The 20,136-nt window shown below is 44.2% G+C and carries 20 protein-coding genes; 8 read left to right on the forward strand and 12 right to left on the reverse strand.

The features are described from left to right. Positions 1–6: 6 nt before the first annotated feature. Genes HFV01_RS21985 through rplC form a run of 3 tightly spaced genes read right to left on the reverse strand, consistent with a single transcriptional unit; the run spans position 7 to position 1,649 of the window. On the reverse strand, positions 7–318 hold the full coding sequence (locus HFV01_RS21985) for a 50S ribosomal protein L23 (protein ID WP_006621341.1): 312 nt from the start codon (positions 316–318) through the stop codon (positions 7–9). Beyond that, a complete protein-coding gene (rplD, locus tag HFV01_RS21990) occupies positions 308–940 on the reverse strand; it encodes a 50S ribosomal protein L4 (protein WP_006621342.1) in 633 nt (210 codons plus the stop codon). The genes HFV01_RS21985 and rplD overlap by 11 nt, the downstream gene beginning before the upstream one ends. 19 nt (positions 941–959) lie before the next feature. Further along, positions 960–1,649: a 50S ribosomal protein L3 gene (gene rplC, locus HFV01_RS21995; RefSeq protein WP_006670976.1), complete on the reverse strand. Its 690-nt coding sequence runs from the start codon at positions 1,647–1,649 to the stop codon at positions 960–962. Between the two features lie 531 nt (positions 1,650–2,180). On the opposite strand from rplC, the gene HFV01_RS22000 reads away from it, so the two are divergent. The 3 genes from HFV01_RS22000 (at position 2,181) to HFV01_RS22010 (ending at position 4,127) form a co-directional block, all read left to right on the forward strand. Further along, positions 2,181–2,318: a hypothetical protein gene (locus tag HFV01_RS22000; RefSeq protein WP_193520384.1), complete on the forward strand. Its 138-nt coding sequence runs from the start codon at positions 2,181–2,183 to the stop codon at positions 2,316–2,318. Positions 2,319–2,412: 94 nt separating this feature from the next. Beyond that, the gene (locus HFV01_RS22005; RefSeq protein ID WP_006621346.1) at positions 2,413–2,712 is read left to right on the forward strand and encodes a putative quinol monooxygenase; all 300 of its coding nucleotides are present in this window, start codon (positions 2,413–2,415) and stop codon (positions 2,710–2,712) included. Between the two features lie 17 nt (positions 2,713–2,729). Next, a complete protein-coding gene (locus tag HFV01_RS22010) occupies positions 2,730–4,127 on the forward strand; it encodes a hypothetical protein (protein ID WP_318285872.1) in 1,398 nt (465 codons plus the stop codon). Between the two features lie 11 nt (positions 4,128–4,138). On the opposite strand, the gene HFV01_RS22015 is transcribed toward HFV01_RS22010, so the two are convergent. From HFV01_RS22015 to HFV01_RS22025, 3 genes are all read right to left on the reverse strand, one after another. Then, entirely contained in the window at positions 4,139–5,581 is a 1,443-nt protein-coding gene (locus tag HFV01_RS22015) for a sensor histidine kinase (protein WP_008057359.1), read from the reverse strand. Between the two features lie 20 nt (positions 5,582–5,601). After that, complete coding sequence (gene rppA / locus HFV01_RS22020; protein ID WP_006621349.1) at positions 5,602–6,279, reverse strand: two-component system response regulator RppA; 678 nt, start codon at positions 6,277–6,279, stop codon at positions 5,602–5,604. 132 nt (positions 6,280–6,411) lie between these two features. Continuing rightward, positions 6,412–6,801 (reverse strand): NirD/YgiW/YdeI family stress tolerance protein, encoded by a 390-nt coding sequence (locus tag HFV01_RS22025; RefSeq protein WP_006621350.1) that lies wholly within the window; start codon positions 6,799–6,801, stop codon positions 6,412–6,414. Between the two features lie 145 nt (positions 6,802–6,946). Between HFV01_RS22025 and HFV01_RS22030 the strand changes: the two genes are divergently transcribed. Continuing rightward, positions 6,947–7,810: a hypothetical protein gene (locus tag HFV01_RS22030; protein ID WP_006670082.1), complete on the forward strand. Its 864-nt coding sequence runs from the start codon at positions 6,947–6,949 to the stop codon at positions 7,808–7,810. An 88-nt stretch (positions 7,811–7,898) separates the two neighbouring features. On the opposite strand, the gene HFV01_RS22035 is transcribed toward HFV01_RS22030, so the two are convergent. The 5 genes from HFV01_RS22035 to HFV01_RS22055 all read right to left on the reverse strand — a co-directional run bounded on the left by HFV01_RS22035 (position 7,899) and on the right by HFV01_RS22055 (position 11,656). Continuing rightward, the gene (locus tag HFV01_RS22035) at positions 7,899–9,062 is read right to left on the reverse strand and encodes a cupin domain-containing protein (RefSeq protein ID WP_006670083.1); all 1,164 of its coding nucleotides are present in this window, start codon (positions 9,060–9,062) and stop codon (positions 7,899–7,901) included. 97 nt (positions 9,063–9,159) lie between these two features. After that, positions 9,160–9,423: a hypothetical protein gene (locus HFV01_RS22040; protein WP_006621353.1), complete on the reverse strand. Its 264-nt coding sequence runs from the start codon at positions 9,421–9,423 to the stop codon at positions 9,160–9,162. A 105-nt stretch (positions 9,424–9,528) separates the two neighbouring features. Further along, the gene (locus HFV01_RS22045) at positions 9,529–9,852 is read right to left on the reverse strand and encodes a hypothetical protein (RefSeq protein WP_006621354.1); all 324 of its coding nucleotides are present in this window, start codon (positions 9,850–9,852) and stop codon (positions 9,529–9,531) included. Between the two features lie 88 nt (positions 9,853–9,940). Continuing rightward, the gene (locus HFV01_RS22050) at positions 9,941–11,266 is read right to left on the reverse strand and encodes a hypothetical protein (protein ID WP_193520386.1); all 1,326 of its coding nucleotides are present in this window, start codon (positions 11,264–11,266) and stop codon (positions 9,941–9,943) included. Positions 11,267–11,350: 84 nt separating this feature from the next. After that, on the reverse strand, positions 11,351–11,656 hold the full coding sequence (locus HFV01_RS22055) for a LapA family protein (protein WP_006621356.1): 306 nt from the start codon (positions 11,654–11,656) through the stop codon (positions 11,351–11,353). Between the two features lie 70 nt (positions 11,657–11,726). Here HFV01_RS22055 and HFV01_RS22060 point away from each other — a divergent pair, with 70 nt between their 5' ends. Further along, positions 11,727–12,488 carry a peptidoglycan-binding domain-containing protein gene (locus HFV01_RS22060; RefSeq protein ID WP_006670086.1) on the forward strand — a complete coding sequence of 254 codons (762 nt, stop codon included), beginning with the start codon at positions 11,727–11,729 and terminating at the stop codon, positions 12,486–12,488. Positions 12,489–12,664: 176 nt separating this feature from the next. On the opposite strand, the gene HFV01_RS22065 is transcribed toward HFV01_RS22060, so the two are convergent. Further along, positions 12,665–13,630, reverse strand: a complete 966-nt coding sequence (locus HFV01_RS22065; RefSeq protein WP_006621359.1) for a glycosyltransferase family 2 protein — start codon at positions 13,628–13,630, stop codon at positions 12,665–12,667. 429 nt (positions 13,631–14,059) lie between these two features. On the opposite strand from HFV01_RS22065, the gene cimA reads away from it, so the two are divergent. From cimA to HFV01_RS22080, 3 genes are all read left to right on the forward strand, one after another. Further along, positions 14,060–15,685: a citramalate synthase gene (gene cimA, locus HFV01_RS22070; RefSeq protein WP_035759840.1), complete on the forward strand. Its 1,626-nt coding sequence runs from the start codon at positions 14,060–14,062 to the stop codon at positions 15,683–15,685. A 164-nt stretch (positions 15,686–15,849) separates the two neighbouring features. After that, entirely contained in the window at positions 15,850–17,583 is a 1,734-nt protein-coding gene (gene ilvB / locus HFV01_RS22075) for a biosynthetic-type acetolactate synthase large subunit (RefSeq protein ID WP_006621362.1), read from the forward strand. Positions 17,584–17,966: 383 nt separating this feature from the next. Next, a complete protein-coding gene (locus HFV01_RS22080; protein WP_006621363.1) occupies positions 17,967–20,051 on the forward strand; it encodes an elongation factor G in 2,085 nt (694 codons plus the stop codon). Positions 20,052–20,136: the final 85 nt, after the last annotated feature.

Raw genomic sequence — 20,136 nt, forward strand, 5'->3', positions numbered from 1 at the left:
ACACCATTAAACTTCAGGGAAGAGGACTTTTCTCAAGGCTTCCCCATCTTCCAGGGTAACGATCGCTCTTTTATAGCGAGGTTTGTACCCGACGAAACGGCCGACCCTACGTCGTCGCCGGGGAGGATTCTGGGTATTAACACTCAAAACCTTAACTGGAAATAGCAGTTCAACTGCCGCCTTAATAGTTGGTTTATCCGCCCTAGGATCGACATCAAAAGTAAACTGATTCAACTCCATTTGAATTGTGGCTTTTTCAGTTACAATTGGTCGTCGGATCACATCAGCTAAATCACGGGTTTTAAACTCAGTCACCATAAACCTCCTGAATTTTCGCCAGGGCATTAGCAGTGGTTACTATTTTGTCTGCTGCCAGAACATCATAGACATTCAAGCTATCTGCCAGACAAATTCTAATTTTCGCCACATTCCGACCCGACAAATAGACGTTTTCTTGTTTTTCAGGTAGTACCAGCAGCACTTTAGCTTCTGGTGAAACTCCCCAACGTGCCAAAGCATCTGTCAAGTCTTTAGTTTTAGGACGTGGCAGTTGCGTCACAAATTCTTCCACCACCACGATATCCTCTGCCCTACTCTGAAACGCCGTTCTCAAAGCCAACCGACGTTCTTTGCGGTTCATTTTGACGCTGTAATCTCTCGGTTTTGGCCCAAAGATCACACCACCACCGCGCCATAGTGGAGAACGAATTGAACCTGCCCTTGCCCGTCCTGTTCCTTTTTGTCTCCAGGGTTTACGGCCACCGCCTCGCACTTCTGAGCGAGTTTTGGTGCTGGCTGTTCCCTGTCTGGCTGCCGCCTGCTGACGTACTAAGGCTCTATGGACGATGTGGGAGGCATTTTCTTCTTTAGCAACTTTTAGTTCCAGGGTAGTCTGTCCGACTTCTTCCCCTTCCCAGTTGCGAATTACACAGTCAACCATTTTTCCCCCTGTCTTCTCTCTACTTGCCACCCACCAGGTTGGCTGGTTTGATATTAAGCAAGCCACCGGGTTTGCCGGGGATTGATCCTTTAATTAGCAACAGGTTCCTTTCTAGGTCTATCCGCACGATAGTCAGCTTCCTAGTGGTAATCTGTTTCCCGCCATAACGTCCCGCCATTTTTTTGCCGGGATAAACGCGCCCTGGTGTGGTTCCGGGTCCGATGGAACCTGGTAGGCGGTGGTTTTTGGAACCGTGAGCCATTGGTCCACGTCGGAAGTTATTACGTTTTTGGTTTCCCGCAAAACCCCGACCCATGCTAATGCCCGTCACATCTACCATTTGTCCGAGTTCAAAGGTATCTACTTTGATTTCCTGACCTAGTTCAAAGTTATCGGTACTTTCTAGCCGATATTCTTTAAGGTGACGAACTAAGGGGCTGTTGGATTTGGTTAGGTGTCCCTGTTCAGCATGGCTGAGGTATTTATTAACCTCTTTGTCTGGGGATTTTCGGGTGTTTAATTTCCGGGTTTTGTTAGGAACTTCACCATAACCTAGCTGGATGGCCGTATAGCCATCGGTGGCTTCGGTCTTCACTTGGGTGATTGTGCATGGCCCGGCTTGAACTACGGTGACCGGAATCGCTTTTCCTGTCTCTGCGTCAAATACCTGAGTCATGCCTAGCTTGGTGCCGAGGATACCTACAGACACTTAAACTGGCCTCTCTTTTCTACGCATTACAATAGGGCGGAATTTTCCACTGACTAAATCATGGTTAACCCGCCAGTTAACGATGCTTGTGGCATCATAATTTAAACCCGATTTTGGGCAGGCAAACCGACCGTCTTTCCGGCTCAGGAGCAAGGATAGACGTGCTTGGTTGCCTGGAAGTATTTCAGGCTATCAACTTGTTTAAGCTGTTCCCAGACTGAAGCATAAGCCCCAGTGCGGCCCGATGTCGCTAGGACTTGAGCAGATATCTACTCAGTATCCGTTTCTGTTGCTCAGGGTCAAACTAGCATCAGGTTTGACCCAGTTTACTGTTGGCGCTTGGCAAGTTCGGCGAAGCTGCTGTAGCTTAAAGCCATTGATGTCTTATGAGAAGTTCTCGCTATAAGGTTGTATCTGCTTGGCAGATCCTATAGGTTAGCTATCCCTACTCCAACAGTTATGCTACAATTTGATCACGATTCTTGATTGTATGTGATATCTGTGCTTTCGTCAAGTCTATTTTTAACATTTATGATCTGGCTCTATGACGATCGCATTTTGGGGAATGATAGAAGGGGAGGTGCGTATCCCGAAGCCTTTGGGGAAAACAGCCGACCTTCTGCTGGGGGGGGATGCTATTTAAGGTTCGCCGATCTTGGCGACGGGTGAGCGCTAACTATCACCCCTAGTACAAGCTATCTTAGAGACCAAAGCGGCTTTGTGGGTAGCTTTGGGTAAGTCTTAACTATAAGGAACGCTGGCCATGAGTCAATTAACAGTTGTCGCGAGAATCAAAGCTAAAGCCGGAGTAGAAGAGACAGTTCATCAGGAGTTACTGAAACTAATTCCGCTGACTTTAGCTGAAAGTGGATGTCTAAATTATGATTTACATCGGTCGATTGATGATCCGACTTTATTTTTGTTCTATGAGAATTGGGAAAGTCGTTTGTTGTGGGAACAACACATGGCGACGGAGCATATTAAAATATTCCGGGAAAATACAGAAGGTTTCATCGAAAAGCTGGATATTGATTTATGGACGCTTGAGGGTAATCTAGGATGAAGTCGTTTAAATCTGTTTTGACTAGTTGTCTAATTCCAGCCATGGCTTTGCTGACGGGAAATGTCGCGATCGCTCAGACTGTGGAACCGGAGCAGTTGACCATTGCTGGCGATCGCACCACCAAACAAGTCCGCCAGCTTTATATTAGAACCGATAGCGCCGTCAGAGATTTACAGGTGCTTCCGTTTGACCTGAATGGAACTAATGGGGTATCGGTGTTTCCTGGGGCAGCCATCGCCGCCGGAGAAATACAGCCAATTCTGGGTAAGGCGAATGAGGTGATTGTACCCGTGGTGTTTAATTTACGCCAGGCGACTGATAGTGGTGAATTTGTGGGAACTGTGCGCCTAAGTTACTCTGGGGGACAACTGGCGATTCCGGTGACGTTAAGGGTTAAGGATCATTGGTTTTGTCCGCTGGTAGTGCTGGTATTTTGGACAGTATTAGGAATTCGCATCTCTGCTTATCGCGACCAAGGACGACCGAGAGATCAGATTTTGATGCGGGTAGGACAGGTTTATGCTCAGATGGAGGAAGACCCAGATCTTGAGAAGGCTAAGGCGTTTAAGGGTCGCATCAATGCTTATTTAGTTGAAGTGAAGATGGAACTTCAGGGGGAACGCTGGGAAGAGGCGGCGCTGATTATTGATCGCGCTGAGGGAACTTGGCGACGTTGGGTGATGGGAAGGTCTGATTGGTTGGCGCAGTTTGAATATAGCGATCGCCTCAAGCAGAAGTTAGAGGATTATGATGCTACCACTACCTTTGTGCGGATGGTAAGCTGGGATTTGGATGATGCTCTGAACACTGCGCCAGAGTTGGAAGGTCCGCCTCAATTGCGCGAGGAGTTGGAGGCGATCGCCAAACAAATTAACAGTTATGTTCCTTTAAAAAAGGATATTGAGGAACTACAAAAACGCCTCCCCGTTGAAACTGATGATGACCAAAAGCCTCTGGCTGCAATTATTCGCCAACTCGATCGCCAGGTTGACCGTTTAACCCCCATGGAGTTACAAAAAGATGAAACTGTCGGTCGTCAGTTAGAACAGCTAAAGGTTCAGGTAGATGAACAAAGTCTGGCTGAGTCGGATTTGGTTTCTAAAGGATTAGGATTTATGTCCGGTTTGTCTTTAGTGGCTCTCCCTCCGGCTACTCATTACAACGCTTCTTGGAGTGAACAAGCAGCCTCGGCTAATTTGCGGATTAGAGCCTTTGTTTGGAGGAGTTATCTGTTGGCGGTGGTGCTATTAGCCGTAGCCGGTTTTACTGAGTTATATGTGGCAAATTCGACTTTTGGCGCTAACCGTTCTCGGGACTATTTTACTCTCATGGCTTGGGGTATTGGGGCGGAAGCGACCAGGGATGCGATCGCTAAGGTGGTTCAGAGTTGGGGTTTACCCGGCTTGAAGTCTTAGGAGTTACTCAATTAGTGGATCCGGGGCAATTTTATCGTAAATTTAGTACCTTCATTTAGGGTACTAACTACGCTAATTTCGCCCCCATGAGCCTCGACAATTTGTTGGGCGATCGCTAATCCTAATCCCCAACCACCGGAGGCTTTAGAACGCTTTAAATCCGCTCGATAAAATCGCTCAAACACATGAGGCAATGCTTCAGCCGCAATGCCAATTCCAGAGTCTTCCACCTCGAATATAGCATATTTTTCCGAGTTGTGCAAGTTAATTTTAATAATTCCTCCGGGGGGAGTGTAGCGACTAGCGTTGCTGAGAAGGTTGGTGATCACTTGTTTTAATAAACTGCGATCGGCTAATACCCAAACGGGGGTTAATGGTAGGTTAGTTATTAATTCTAATGATTGACTTTTGAGGGGAGTTATCCACTCCGAGGCGATCGCCAATAGCAGTTGATTGACATTGACTTTTTGTATAGACTCAGGTGCTAGTAAGCCTTCATGTCTGGCGAGAAATAATAAATCACTGACCAAGGAACTCATCTGTTTAGTAGTTTTGACGATGTTTTCCAGTCTTCGATGTAACGATGGGGGGATTTCATCCACATCATCTAATTCTAGTAAAGCCACCTGAGCATTACTTAATACAGCCGCTAAAGGCGCTCTTAATTCATGGGAAGCATTAGCGGTAAATCTTTGCAGTTGGTCACAAACATTTTCCAAACGTTGATTGGTGACTTTCAAGTTAATTTGTCTCTGGGATAATTCTTGTTCTAAGTTAGAGAAAAGATGAATAGTAAACATAGTAGCGATCGCACTAATTACCCCAGAAAAACATAAGAAAATCCAGGTTAATTGTCGATACTCATCTCGATGTTGGATGCGTTCAATTAGTAGCTTTTCTTCATTTTCGGCAAAGATATCAATAGCTTGACGTGCTTGATTCATCGTTTCTTGACCTTTAGCCAGCCAATCATATAAAGACTCGATGGGTACTAAAGTATCATTTTGTCCGCGAATCCTAATTAATTCTTGTTGGAGGATTATTTTTTTTTCAAAATTAGCGATATTTTCATCAATATAAAACCTGACATCTTCCAAGTATTCTGATTGTTCAGCATTGTCTTGTACCAAATCTTGTAAAGTGTCTAAAACTCGAGGAATTCTACTTTTAGCATGATGATAACGCTCTAAAAACTCATCTCGTTGAGTCAGTCCATATCCCCTCACCCCCGTTTCCGCATCAAGTAAAGCGTTTAAAAGTTGTTTAGTTTCTAATCTAACATTCTGGGTATGTTGTACCCAAGCCTCGTCTTCAATTATGTGAAATTTCAACCAAGAAAAGGCTAACAATACTATCAATAAACAACTCACGGGAATCGCAATAATTGCTGTACCCCGCCATTTAATCGGTAGAGATAGCCAACGTTTTTGGAGTTTGGTAATTAGCTTAACCATAGATATATATTATTTAATCTTTAATCTGTCCGAGGCTCGAGACGATAACCCATACCATAAACCGTTTCAATCCAACTGTCAATTTCTATGGCTTTCAGGGTTTTACGCAGTCGTTTAACTCTCGCTACTACCGCATTGCTTTCCGGTTCTTCTCCCCATTCCCAGAGTGCTTGTTCTATTTGATTATGAGTGAGAACTTGGTGGGGGTGACGCATCATATATTCTAAGAGTTGAAAGTCGCGACTTTTCAGCTTTAAGCTATCATTCCCCCATGTTAAAATCATAGTATCGAGATTTAATGATAATCCTTTGACTGCTAATATATCCCCCACCCAAAGAGGCGATCGCCTTCTTAAAGCTCTAATTCTAGCTAACAATTCTTGTAGGTCTACTGGTTTAACTAAATAATCATCTGCGCCAGCGTCTAGTCCCATAACTTTATCAGCCGTCGTATCTTTAGCTGTCAGCATTAACACTGGTGATGTTTTCCCCATTTGGCGATAATTTTTACATAAAATAATACCATCTTCTCCCGGTAACATCCAATCTAAAATCAACAGATCATACTCGGTTTCATTCATTAACCACAAGGCGGTTGTGCCATCTTCTACCCCATCAACAATATGTCCATAACGAGTTAAAGCTGCATGAATTGGCTCCCGTTGTTCTGGATCGTCTTCTACCAATAAAATCCGCATTTTTACTTATACCAAAATAGACCATATATAGTTATTATATTAATAGCTAAATTTTGGCAGCCATGTCAAGCCGTCCCCTCCCGGTGAGGGAGAGGACAGGAATTCACGGTAATTAATGCTTATGAACTGTTGTTATCGAGAGCTTTGGGAAGCAGAATTCCGTCTTCTGTAACCACCTGACCAAGGTGGGGGACCCTGTGGATCGCGAATAAAAATCACTTCGCCATTACTGCGAGTAATAGTGAAAGCATCAAAGTCATAGTCATCATATTTACCTGTGACTGTGACCTGTTCTCCGGGTTGTAAATTCAGTTGATGATGGCGCATGGGTCCAGCATCAACAATAATTTGTCCAGTTCCGTCGTCTAAGATAAAGTCATTACCTACAACACTGCGAATTGTACCAGATATAGTCACTCCTGAATGACGCTGCAAATCTTGAATAGAAACTTGTGCATTCACGGCTGGAACCCCTATGGTTAACAGTGCAGAAGTTAGTAAGGCTGTAATGGTTGGTTTCATAAAATTTAATGGTGGTTAACTCCATTACCCTACATAGTAAACTGCAAATATGACCAAAAAATGACAGCGGCTAATTGGTGATCAGCATTACAGTTATGATTAACTTGGGTGATAATATTAACTATACCTACGGGATGATTGAACTATGGCTAAAATTGCTAAAATTGGCTCGGTTTTGGGAGTTGATGAACAAGGCTTTATTATTCGGAAAGCTAATATTGACAAAATTGTGGAACCTTGGCGATCGCTAGTTGATGAAATTGTCACAGCTTATCTTAATCATTGGTCTGACCAAGTTCATAACATTTATATTCGCGGGTCTGTCGCTGTAGGACAAGCTATTCCCTTCATTTCTGATGTTGATAGTTTCGCCGTGGTTTCCGGGAATTATCAAGACTGCGATCGCCATTGGTTTGATGGTTTTAATCAGCACGTTAGACCAAAATATCCCTTCTGTAAGGGAGTCGAATTGTCACCTATTTCAGGCGATCGCTTACGGGATTTTGATGATTATGGTTATGGGGGTTTGCGAATGCTAATTGTCACTCAAGCCGCCTGTGTTTACGGACAAGATATCTCCCCAGAATTGCCAAAGTTTAAGCCTGATATCGATGCGGTTAGTCATGCTTTTGATTTGTCCGAAGATATCCAGGAAGTCAGTTTTGACCTATTATATACAACCCCTCAAAAGCCACCTAATGAACAAACTGCTTATGTTCATAAACTCGGTCAGTGGATTATGAAAAGGATCCTCCGGTCTGGCTTAGAAATTGTCATGGAACGTCATCAATGTTATACCCGTGATTTATATCCTTGTTATCAGATTTTTTCCGAATATTATCCCGCACAAAAAACACTCATGTATCAAGCCTTAAATTGGTCAATTAATCCCCTTGATTCACCCCAGGAAATTGTCGATTTTTTGGCAACTTTTGGTTCTTGGTTGGTCGCCGAAATTGATCACGTTTATCCTCCCCAAATTTCCGATGATTTCCTCTTGACAAACTAGCCGACTTGCTCTATTATATTATCATGGGAAAATGTGCCGGCATATATAATGGTTTTTCAAGCCAAAAGCAGTGATTAATAAACGCCGTTTATGGATGGGAGATAACCAGCAAAATTCCAGCTTTAACCAAACGCGACAGTAGGGGAACAATTTCTGTATCCCAGTCAAAATCTTGTAACCATTGTTGTATGTCTAAGCCACTAAATTCTGTGGATGTAAAAATTTTCTCTAATATATGTTGGTCAAGTCCGGTCAGAGATATTTTCTTACCCCCAGTTTTAATTTCAAATTTACCCGTGGGAGTTAATTGCGTAATATAGACGGGTTGTTGAGGACGATAGAATTTAGTTTCCTGACCTTGGGGGAAGATATCATAGCCAATTTGACTGGGAAAGCCTAATTGTAAGTCGGGTTGTCCTTGTAAAAGTTGTTCATCTAAATAGCGATTAATTAAATCCTCTGACTCTAATATCTCTAGCCAGTTTTGGACTAGGTTTTGTAGATGTTGGCGACAGTTTTCTCGATGGGATTTATTTAATAAAGGTAAATTTTTGCGCCATTGTGGATGTTGTTGCAATTGACTGGTTAACCAATCACTAAAATCAATACCAGTTTGACAGTCAATTCCTAGGGTTAAATGCAAAGAAGGTTCATCAATTGCGATCGCATAATGCCAATGTCCACGGGGTATATAAAGCAGATCGCCAGGGTTAATAATTGCGTCTATATAGGGTTGAGTATCAGGGGGAGAAAACTGGGAAGATCGATTTTCACTCAGGGGATAAATAAAGGTATCTGAAAAAACTCGCCAGTGTTTTCTACCGGAAATTTGCAGGATGAAAACTTCGTGGGAGTCGTAATGACAAGCAAAGCCTTGATGTCCGGGAAATGAACAATAACTATTGACTTGGCTACGATGTCCGATTTCTATGCGTAATAAGGCTACCATTTTGGCGATCGCTTCTATTTTTTCATGAAGTCGATCTATAATGAGAGTAGCACCTTCCTGACATTGTTTAATTATCTGTTCATTGTTGGTAATTTCTGGCAAAGTTTCCCCAGTTTTAGCTAATCTAATTTCTGGGTGTTTTAAGGGATAATAGTTGAGTAAATTATTGAGTTTTTGCCAGGAAAACAAATCGGCAAATTTTTGATGATTAGCACCCGGAATTAGCACAGATTTTTCAGTCCAATATTTATCGAAAAATTCGCTAATTGGTAAAGGGTGTAATAATTCGGTTAAGGTCTGCATTGATAGATAGAAAACGAGATTTTACTAACCTTATGGGGGACGATTAATCCCCCTAAGTATAGCCGCCATTGACAACAGTTAAAGGCTGATTATTTAGTTAAGACCATCTGCGACGACGGTTACGGGAAGCACTACCCCTATCATTATCATAGTCATAATCGACATCATTATCCCGATCTGAATCAGCTAGTAAATTAGCATCCTCCCCAGGTAGTAGGATATTCGGTAGGTCTTCAATGTCTATCTGAATCCGATTTACGAGGGTTGATGATGGGGAATTTATCGCAGCTTGACCAGCTTCAGCAAAACCGATAATAGCGGCAAAGGATAACAGGGTCGCAATTTTCCAGGAAGGTTTCATCGAAGCATCTCCTAAAGAGTTAAATTTGAGTATTGAGATGGTAATTTATGATTACCATAAGTATAGCCTAAATTTACAAATTTATCAATGTTTATCAAGTGGTGACTATCTTTGACGACGACCAGCATTAGGACGGTTAACACGGCGGGGAGTTTGACCATTAAAACGACCAGCATTAGGACGACGAACTCGGCGGGAATTCCGACCTCGATCATTGTCATAATTAAAATCGCGATCGCTATTATTAAAACGATTTGCTAGTAAATTAGCATCCTCCCTAGGTAAGATATTGGGTAGGTCTTCAATGTCTATCTCAATCCGATTTACGAGGGTTGGTGATGGGGGATTTATCGCAGCTTGACCAGCTTCAGCAAAACCGATAATAGCAGCAAAGGATAACAGGGTCGCAATTTTCCAGGAAGGTTTCATCGAAGGATCTCCTAAATTAATTAAATCAATGTTTTTTGTGTTCAATGAAAAACCGGGATTGGTTTATAGATGAGAGTGGCTGAAACTATTAGTTAAAACGACGAGATCTACCGTGGTCATAGTCAAAATCAGGCCGATCATAATCATAATCGCGATCGCCTACTGTTGGGGATGTCCTATTACCCGGATTTAAGGGGGGGTTAGGAATGTTATTAATTGGCGCAAATCCGGGATTATTAATATCAGTAATTTCCATCTGAATACGATTGGATAATACCGGAGTTACGGGAGGAATAGAAGCCGGTGGAAAAGCCATCATTGGCTGTAATGGTAGAACCGCCGAACCGTCCAGACGGGTCAAACTGTAAGCATCAAAATCATAGTCATCAAAATTGCCAACAATGGTTAATATTTCTCCCGGAATTACACTTACCATTCCTTCCCCTTGAGGAATAGCATCTACCAAAATCGGTCCGATATCACTTTGGAAGAAAAAGCTATCCGGTTCAGTTTGGCTAATTACTGTACCTGAGAGAGTCAGAAATTCTGGATTTACGGGAGGAATAGAAGCCGGTGGAAAAGCCATCATTGGCTGTAATGGCACAACCGCCGAACCGTCCAGACGGGTCAAACTGTAAGCATCAAAATCATAGTCATCAAAATTGCCAACAATGGTTAATATTTCTCCCGGAATTACACTTACCATTCCTTCCCCTTGAGGAATAGCATCTACTAAAATCGGTCCGATATCACTTTGGAAGAAAAAGCTATCCGGTTCAGTTTGGCTAATTACTGTACCTGAGAGAGTCAGAAATTCTGGAGTTACGGGAGGAATAGAAGCCGGTGGAAAAGCCATCATTGGCTGTAATGGTAGAACCGCCGAACCGTCCAGACGGGTCAAACTGTAAGCATCAAAATCATAGTCATCAAAATTGCCAACAATGGTTAATATTTCTCCCGGAATTACACTTACTATTCCTTCCCCTTGAGGAATAGCATCTACCAAAATCAGTCCGATATCACTTTGGAAGAAAAAGCTATCCGGTTCAGTTTGGCTAATTACTGTACCTGAGAGAGTAGTTAATCCGACACCTGTTAAAGGGTCTATATTAGGTGGTACAGTCATGGGGGGAATGTTAGATAAACCTAACACCGTAGACCCATCAGGACGGATAATATTGTTAGTGTCGATTTCGCGACCATTCCATTCTCCTACTTGGAGAGTGATGATTTCTCCAGGCATTAAACCAAGTTGCCATGCGGGGAGAGGGGAGACATCAACAATGACTTCTGAACCGTTGATAGGATAGAATAGAAAGTCATCGCCGTTATCAATTAGGCTACCGACAGTCCCAGAAACCATCGCACCAGGAATAAAGTTGTGATCAAGGGGGAATAACTCGCTAAAAGCCATCTCGGTTGTTTCTTTCTTGGGGGTTGAAATATACCTTATTAAAGAAAGATGACCTAAATATGACAATTGGGAAATTTGGAGAGTTTACCTTTGATGATAGATAAATATACCGATCGCACCAGCAATTAAGCCGATCGCCAAGCTGAAGGCCAAAACTACCCCTACAGGTATGTTAATTGACTCGAATATCATAAACTGTAGGGAAACCGGGGTGGCATTTTGGACCGATAATATAGCAACGGCGGCGATCGCCACTGCGAGAATGAGGTTGGTCGTGAAGGGAAATAGTGCTTTCATGGTAATTTGGGTAGCAGTATAGCAACAAAAAGGCAGAAATATTCCGGGGGCGGTCGGTGGAAGTTTGCAGAAGACTTCCAGGGTTTCAGTCACCCGATCGCGATCGCCTGTATTGCTGAGGGTTTAAACTGAATCATATTATACAAACCGTGAGGCTAGACCAATGGTAGATTGGCGCAACTATACGAACCGAGAACTACGTTTTGTTCTTTATGGCTTGGGCTATGGTGTCCCAGTCAATAATGATTCTCCCACAGATGCGATCGCTCAACAAGGCATTCGCGCCTTCCAACACGATCGCAATTTGGTTGTTGATGGAATTGTCGGAGACAAGACCCAAGCCGAGATGGCTGCCATTGTCAGTAGTCTGCATAATCATCTTAATATTGTAGTGCGGCCGAATCCTCCCTTACCCGGAAATCAGTTTTATGGTCCGAAAACTACCGCCGCCGTTAAGGATTTTCAGAAAAGGTATGATTTACCCGTAACTGGGGTGGCTGATACCTATGTCCGCGATAAGTTAGAGGATACAGCCTATTGGTGGGAAAATCGACCCCAACCAGATCCAGTTAAGCCTATTTATTTACCTAAAGATTTTGCCGAGACAATTAAAGGCTTAGGATATGCTAATATTTCGTCATTTCAGCGAGATTATGATATACCTCAAACCGGGACAGCTAACCCAGAAACCCAGGAAATTTTAGCGAAAATTGTTCGGAATCTTCAGCACAACTTAAACTTAATCTTCCAACCTCGTCCTCTGATTCCTTACAGCGAGATTTATGATCATCGGACTGAGGAATATGTGGGTAAGTTTCAGCAGCAGTTAGGATTACCCATAACTAAAACTGCTGATTTGTCACTGCGTAAGCGTTTGGATCGTTGGGCGAGAAATAAGTGGCTGTTAGGATCAGTCAGTTATTAAATATCACCCGATCAGGTCATGCGATCGCATGATGCCCCACTTCCGACCATGTTAGATGATTAAATTAGCAAGAATCCATTATAACCTCAAGTAATTCACAAGCTGCCTTGGTTTGGGCAGCTTTTTTTGGGGATTCCATTATCCCCACCCTCTCCCAGATGGAATTTAACCAACCTTTATTCATGATCAACAATGCCATAGGTATCTCGAATTAGATAGAGAGGTCTTCTTTTGACTTCCGCATAAATTCTGCCTAAGTATTCGCCAATTACGCCTAAACTAATAAGTTGGACTCCTCCCATAAATAGAATGGCTACCATTAAGGAAGCGTAACCGGGAACATCAATGCCAAAAATCAAAGTTCTGATGATTAAAAATAGGGCGTAAAGAAAAGCCGCCAATGAGATAAATAATCCCATGTAACTCCAGACTTTTAGGGGGAGGGCGCTAAAAGAGGTAATCCCTTCGATCGCCAAATTCCACAATTGCCAATAGTTCCATTTTGTCCGACCTTTATATCTCGGTAAGCGGTCATATTCTAGGGCGGTTTGTTTAAACCCTACCCACGCAAATAAACCTTTCATAAATCGATGAGTTTCGGGGATTTGTTTTAAGGCTGCCACTACCTGACGATCCATCAGTCGAAAATCTCCAGTATCTTGGGGAATGCGAACCGGAGTCATCTTTTGCATAATTCGATAAAAACCATTGGCGGTTATCTGTTTAAGCCAGGTTTCTCCCTGTCGCGATCGCCTTTTGGCGTAAACTACATCATAACCTTCTCGCCACTTTTCCAGCATTTCTACAATTAATTCCGGTGGGTCCTGTAGGTCAGCATCAATAGGAATGACCGCTTCACCTTTAGCATGATCTAAACCCGCCGTTAAAGCGATTTCTTTGCCAAAATTCCTTGACAGGTTAATCACTTTAATGTTATGATTGGAATGGTGATGTTTAATGAGTTTGGCGAGAGTATCATCCTGACTGCCATCATTAACACAGATAATTTCATAGGTAATCTGCAAAGGTTCAATCACAGCCAGCAACCTAGATAATAAGTAATCGAGGTTAGGTTCTTCGTTGTAGCAGGGAGCGATAATTGAGAGTTGAACTGTGGTGGGTTTTGCTGATGGTGGCAACACGGTAAAAATAAATTGATATTAACTAAAATTGTATTAATTAAGTGGTGCGTCAGGGTATAATTATCCGGTAGTAGATTGATCTAGTCGGGTTCTGACGCTACGGGAAAGCTGTAATTTTTCGGGGTAATGGCGACTACAGCTTGTTCACCAGTCGCTTAATACATTGCCCTCACCCTAAATCCCTCTCCCTCTCTGGGAGAGGGACTTTGAGATGTGATCAGATGATTTCTGAACAGGCTGTAACTGGGTTAGTGGTTACGAGGAGGAGGGGGACAGTCCAAGGACCGACGGGGTGATCAAATGTGAAAATAAGATTAGATATTAGACCAATGGGGTAAATTGGGGACATACTAGAGAGCGGAGGGAAAGAGCGATCGCATAAAATACCACCGCATGGTTGAAAACAGCACCAACTACCAAAGACAGACTATGAGTAAGCAACTTTGGATTTATGATACAACCCTACGAGACGGAGCCCAGCGCGAAGGACTCTCTCTCTCCCTAGAAGATAAACTCCAGATAGCGCGGAAACTAGACCAACTAGGTATTCCGTTTATTGAAGGTGGTTGGCCAGGTGCTAACCCGAAAGATGTGCAATTGTTTTGGCGACTGAAGGAAGAACCCCTCAGCCAAGCGGAAATAGTGGCTTTTTGTTCGACCCGCCGCCCCCATACCAAAGCAGCAGAAGATCCTAGCCTCAAACCGATTTTATCAGCCGGAACCATCTGGATTACTACCTTTGGCAAATCTTGGGATCTCCACGTTACGGAAAGCCTCAAAACCAGCCTAGAGGAAAACCTGGCAATGATCCAAGATACAATCGAGTTTTTCCGCAGCCAAGGGAGGCGGGTAATTTATGATGCTGAACATTGGTTTGATGGCTATAAAAACAACCCAGAATATGCCCTAGAAACCCTAAAAGCGGCTGTAGCCGGGGGGGCAGAATGGTTAGTGCTATGTGATACTAATGGTGGTACACTGCCCCACGAGGTAACAGCGATCGCCAAAACCGTAGTTACAGCCCTAGCCAATTGGGGTGAAACCTCAGTACAGGTAGGCATTCACACCCACAACGACTCAGGAACCGCCGTTGCTAATGCTTTAGCAGCAGTCATGGAAGGCGCTACCATGATTCAAGGGACCATTAACGGTTATGGGGAACGGTGCGGCAATGCCGATTTGTGTACTTTGATACCTAATTTACAGTTAAAATTAGGCTATTCTTGCATCGCCAATGAACAATTAAGTAAACTGTCGGAGTCTAGTAGATTTATTAGTGAGGTGGTGAATCTAGCTCCAGATGACCATGCCCCGTTTGTGGGATTATCAGCTTTTGCCCATAAGGGGGGGATTCATGTTTCGGCAGTGGAACGCAACCCGTTAACCTACGAACATATCGCCCCGGAAGAGGTGGGAAATAAACGGCGAATCGTGATTTCTGACCAGTCGGGATTAAGCAATGTTTTGGCGAAAGCGCGGAACTATGGTATTAACCTAGAACGGGATAATCCAACCAGTAGGCAACTTTTGCAACAGTTGAAAGAATTGGAAAATCAAGGTTATCAATTTGAGGCGGCGGAGGCGAGTTTTGAGTTATTGATGCGGTCAGCTTTGGGGACTCGGAAACAGTGGTTTGAAATTCGCGGTTTTCAAGTGCATTGTGACAAGTCAAGTATGGCGACCTGTAACTCCCTAGCTACGGTTAAGGTAATTGTAAGCGATCGCGAACTTTTAGAAGTAGCCGAAGGTAACGGACCCGTCTCCGCCTTAGACGCAGCCTTGCGGAAAGCCCTGCAAAATTTCTACCCAGAAATAGCCGAATTTCAACTGCGCGATTATAAAGTGCGGATTTTAGATGGTAAAGCCGGAACTTCTGCCAAAACTCGTGTATTGGTAGAGTCTAGTAATGGTCATCAGCGTTGGACTACCGTAGGAGTCTCTACTAACATCCTAGACGCATCCTATCAAGCCGTCGTAGAAGGTTTAGAATATGGCTTAATGTTGCAACAGCAAACCCCATCCAATTCAGTTATATTAGCGGAATCCTCACTGTAAAATAGCAGTGATAATCAGCTAGGGATGGCATTATTGGCATAGCATAAAATGGCAATAATGGCAAGAGTATTAATCAGAAATTGTCACAAATATAAAAAATTGATGACAATTGCTCAGGTAATCCCAACCATAATTTATCCTAGGCATCAGAGATGGAGAATGTTATGCAGGACCAAAAACAAGCCGTAAAAAGAGTAACAGGAGCCTTTGCCCTGATTGATAGCCTGCGCCGCCACGGTGTGCAGCATATTTTTGGCTATCCAGGAGGTTCAAACTTACCCATTTACGACGAAATATATAGAGCCGAACAAGCCGGGGAAATCAAACATTATCTGGTGCGGCACGAACAAGGAGCGGCCCACGCTGCCGATGGATATGCCCGGAGTACCGGAAAGGTGGGGGTATGTCTAGCCACTTCTGGACCGGGAGCCACCAATTTAGTGACAGGTCTAGCCACTGCTTATCTCGATTCTGTCCCGGTGTTAGCCATTACCGGACAAGTCCCCCGCAGCGCCTTGGGAACAGATGCGTTTCAGGAAATTGATATTTTTGGGATTACCCTACCCATTGTTAAACATTCCTATCTAGTCCGCGAACCTTCGGAATTACCGAGAATTGTGGCTGAGGCATTTCACCTAGCCAGTAGTGGCAGACCGGGACCTGTGTTAATTGACATTCCCAAAGATGTGGGTAATGCTCAAATTGATTATATTCCGGTAGAACCAGGGTCAGTGCGACGGGTGGGATATCGTCCCACGGTGCGGGGAAATCCTCGACAAATTAATCAGGCTTTACAGTTGATTTCCGAAGCTACTAAACCCCTCCTATATGTGGGGGGAGGTGCAATTATGGCGGGGGCTCATGCTGAAATCGCCGAATTGTCGGAACGCTTCCAAATACCAGTTACTAGCACTTTGATGGGAAAAGGTGCTTTTGATGAAAATCACCCCCTATCTCTGGGAATGCTGGGAATGCACGGAACCGCCTATGCTAATTTTGCGGTGAGTGAATGTGATTTGCTGATCGCGGTGGGGGTTCGCTTTGATGACCGGGTGGCGGGTACTGGAGATCAATTCGCCCATAGCGCTAAGGTGATTCATATTGATATTGACCCGGCGGAAGTGGGCAAAAATCGCACTACTGATGTTCCTATTGTGGGAGATGTGCGACAGGTTTTGGGGGATATGCTACAACGTAGCTATCAGTTGGGAACGGAAATTAAGCCGGAACAAACCCAGGAATGGCACTCGCACCTTAATCAATTGCGTAACCAATACCCCCTGACGGTTCCTCACCCGGAAGATGGTATCTCTCCTCAAGAGGTGATTGTGGAACTTAGCCATCAATGTCCTGATGCTTTCTATACTACTGATGTGGGTCAGCATCAAATGTGGGCGGCGCAATTCGTCAAAAATGGCCCCCGACGTTGGATGACTAGCGGCGGTTTAGGGACTATGGGTTACGGTTTACCTGCTGCTGTGGGGGTTAAGGTGGCTCATCCTCATGATACGGTTATCTGTATTAGCGGTGATGGTAGTTTCCAAATGAATATGCAAGAATTGGGAACTATTGCTCAGTATGGTATTGGGGTTAAGGTGATTATTCTCAATAATGGCTGGTTGGGAATGGTGCGCCAGTGGCAACATATGTTTTATAATGACCGCTATGAGGCTACTAACCTGGAAGATGGAACCCCAGAATTTGCCCGGTTAGCTGATGTTTATGGCATTGAGGCTATGACAGTCCGCCAACGGGAAGATTTACCAAAGGCGATCGCTAAAGCTCTATCTCACAAGGGTCCGATGATCCTAGATGTTCGGGTTACCCGTGATGAGGACTGTTACCCGATGGTAGCCCCCGGTCACGATAACAGCGACATGATGGGTTTATCCAGTTAGTTGCTCTAACCCCTCACCCCCCCTTAGTGCTTTATGGGGGGGTATTCTGTCTGAGAGCAAATCTTACATTAACCTTAAAAAACGCCATATTGATTTACAAAAATTCGCAAAAATTAATAATGTTTTGTTTGATTAACTAGGTGTAAAATTGGTGACAAAATATCCTAAATTAAAAGGTAGTTCACTCTCAATCCCTAACCGGAAGTATCTATCCTAATATGAGCCGGAGACTAAGGGAAACTGAGAGCAGCAAAGTCCCACGGTATCCCGGTTGTGAATTGTTGAAAAAATATTAAGTTTCCGAGAGATGATTTCTCGTTCAAAAAATCACAATTGCCACCGTGTTATAATGATTGATTTATCCGGTTTCAGGAGAGCGTCAGATGACAAATAATGTTGCATCAGAAAATCGTAATGTCGCGATTGTCGGCCCCTATTTGAGTGGCAAAACAGCGCTGCTAGAAAGTCTGCTGTTTGCGACGGGAACGATTACCCGTAAAGGTACGGCTAAAGAAGGCAATCGGATCGGGGATAGCGTAGCTGAGGCTCGCGATCGCAATATGAGTGTAGAAATCAATGCCGCTTATACTGAATATGGCGGCATTAACTTTACCTTCCTCGACTGTCCAGGTTCGGTAGAATTTGCCCAAGAAACCTATAACGCCCTGATGGGTGCAGGATTAGCAATAGTGGTTTGTGAACCGGAACCATTACGCATCCTCACCCTATCCCCGTTATTCAAATTTTTGGATGATTGGGAAATTCCCCATATTGTGTTCATTAATAAAATGGATCGGGCTTTCTCTGATGAAGAAGGCTGCACCCTCAACTTTTTAGAGTTATTAAATGCCCTGAAAACTGTATCGAGTCGCCCCATAGTTCCCCAAGAATATCCGATCGCCAAAGGTTCAGAATTAATTGGTTTTATCGATTTGGTCACAGAACAAGCCTATAACTACCATCCTGGTGCCGCCTCAGATCCGGTTCCCATGCCGGAAGAACTAAAAGACCTGGAACACGCCGCCCGCCAGGAGATGTTAGAACAATTATCTAACTTTGATGATCACCTTTTGGAAGAACTTCTCGAAGAAATTGAACCGCCCACGGAGGAAATTGTCAAAGACCTAAAAATGGAATTGGGCGCGGATTTGATTGTTCCCGTATTTTTCGGAGCGGCTGAATTAGAATATGGAGTGCGATCGCTTCTTGATGCCCTAGTCCGAGAAGCCCCAGAACCCAGCTTAACCGCCGAACGTCGGGGACTCAAAGGAACCAGCGATATCCCGATCGCCCAAGTCCTGAAAACCTTTTACACCCCCCAAGGTGGTAAACTCTCCCTAGTGCGAGTCTGGCAGGGAGAACTTACCGAGGGCATTGTTCTTAATGGTATACGCGCAGCCGGAATGTACCGTCTGCTGGGACAACAAACCCAGGGCGTGCAAGTTGCCAAAACCGGGGAAATTGTCGCCTTGGCGCGTATGGAAGGCATCAAAACCGGGGATACTTTGACCGCTCAACCCGATCGCCTCAAAGCACCGTTACCGAAAGCCCAGGTTTTGCCACCAGTATTGGCATTTGCGATCGCCCCAGAAAATCGCAAAGATGAAGTAAAACTCAGCGCCGCCCTCACCAAAATGATCGAGGAAGATCCCTCTCTAACTTGGGAACAAAACACCGACACTCACCAGGTTATCCTCTGGGGACAGGGAGAAATTCACCTAAAAGTAACCCTCGATCGCCTACGCCGCAAGTACAACTTACCCATAGTTACCTCGCCGCCTCAAATTCCCTATAAAGAAACGATCCGTTCTAATACCAACTCCCACGGGCGCTACAAACACCAAAGCGGCGGACATGGACAATTTGGTGATGTTTATTTAGATATTACCCCCTTACCTCGCGGTGAAGGTTTTAACTTTAGTGAAACCATTGTCGGCGGCGCGGTGCCAAAACAATACATTCCCGGCGTGGAAATGGGCGTGCGAGAATACCTCCAACAAGGTCCCCTAGGGTTCCCCGTCGTTGATGTTTCTGTCACCCTGACTAATGGTTCCTATCACTCTGTGGATAGTTCCGAACAGGCTTTTAAACAAGCCGCCAGGCTGGCTATGCAAACGGGTATGGCTAAATGTAACCCCACTTTGCTTGAACCTATTGTTACGGTGGAAGTATGCGCCCCTAATGACTTTACCTCTCAACTGTTCCAATTGATTACTACTCGCCGTGGTCAAATTTTGGGCTATGAACCTGTGGCTGACTGGAAAGGTTGGGATCAGGTGTCGGCTTATTTACCACAGGCGGAAATGCAAGATCTGATTGTAGAATTGCGATCGCTAACTATGGGGGTCGGTTACTTTAACTGGAAATTTGACCATTTACAGGAAGTCCCCGAACAACTAGCCCAAAGAGTTTTAGCTACTGTTGCTGATGATAGCAATGGCGGCGGAAATAGCAAATCCAAAAATTAACTCATTGTAGCCCCCAGCCTTTAACCCAAGGGACGATCTACTGATCGTCCTTTTTCGCAGGTCTAGGGTTATTCACTCCCCTATA

It is taken from the genome of Limnospira fusiformis SAG 85.79 (assembly GCF_012516315.1).
GTDB lineage: Bacteria > Cyanobacteriota > Cyanobacteriia > Cyanobacteriales > Microcoleaceae > Limnospira > Limnospira fusiformis.